The organism is Gryllotalpicola sp. CP2-P1 (genome assembly GCF_057512245.1).
Genome location: NZ_JBLRDT010000389.1, coordinates 1 through 1,189 on the forward strand (window position 1 = coordinate 1; position 1,189 = coordinate 1,189).

1 protein-coding gene and 1 pseudogene are annotated in these 1,189 nt (G+C 70.6%); both read left to right on the plus strand.

Annotated features, from left to right (window positions below):
* The coding region (locus tag ACM2XV_RS15455) for a glycosyltransferase (RefSeq protein WP_487027592.1) at positions 1–548 on the plus strand (548 nt) is incomplete at its 5' end.
* 111 nt (positions 549–659) lie between these two features.
* Positions 660–1,189, plus strand: a pseudogene (locus tag ACM2XV_RS15460) (hypothetical protein); the annotation flags it as partial.

Here is a 1,189-nt window from a genome sequence, read left to right on the forward strand (position 1 = left end):
CGCCCGCATGGTTCGCCGCGCTTCCCGGGCCGCGGGCCGTGCACGTCGGCACGCTCGACACCCGCATCGACGTCGAAGGCATCGCCGCGCTCGCCACCGCGCGCCGCGAGCTGTCGATCGTGCTGCTCGGCTCGGTGCCCGACGAGCGCGACGTGGCACCGCTGCGCGCACTGCCCAACGTCACGATCGCGCCCCACGTGGGCCGCGCCGAACTGGTCGCCGTGCTGCGCGCCACCGAGATCGCGCTGCTCGCGCACCGGCGCACGCCGCTCACCGAGGCGATGAGCCCGCTCAAGCTCTACGAGTACCTCGCCGCCGGCGCGCCCGTGCTCGCGGTCGATCTTCCGCCCGTGCGCGGCGTGGGCCCGCGCGTGCTGCTGACCGAGAACGTCGCCGACTTCGCGCGGGCGACGGATGCCGCGCTCGCGCTTGGGCGCGCCGATGAGGAGACCCGGCGCAGGTTCGTCGACGACAACTCCTGGCGGGCGCGTCACCGCGCCCTGATCGACCTCGCGCTGCCTCTTTCCGCCGACATTTCACCTCTATGACAAGTGAGCGACGCTCACGTAAAAAGGTGACGATCGCTCTGTTTGACGGCATGCCGTGAACCTAGTCTGGGGGACACCAACCCTGGCAGAACCCGATGCGTGGAGGACGTCATGTCCGAATCCGCAATACCTGTCCACACCGTCGTGGCCCCGCAGCCATTGCGTCTCGCCTGGCAGCGTCGCGTCCAGTACGCACTGATCGTGACGGATGCCGCGGCGATCGCGATCGCGATCACGGTCGCTCAGTTCGGACGCTTCGGCACAGAGAGCCTGCACAGCAGCGCACCCCACTCGACGCAGTACCGCGCGCTCGCGCTGATCGTCGCCGTGGCCTGGCTGCTCGCGCTGTGGGCCACCAGAACCCGCGACCGCCGCATCCTCGGGGTGGGTCTCATCGAGTACGGCCGGGTCGCGAACGCGACCTTCATCACCTTCGGGCTGCTCGCGATCCTCGCCTATCTCGCGCAGCTGACCATCGCCCGCGGCTACCTCGCCATCGCGCTGCCGCTCGGGCTCCTTCTGCTGCTCTCGGGCCGGTGGTACTGGCGCAGCCGCGTGCAGGCGATGCGCCGCGGCGGCCGCTGCCTCACCGGCGCGGTCGTTCTCACGGCGGGAACCAAGGGGAAGCGCTACATCACCCC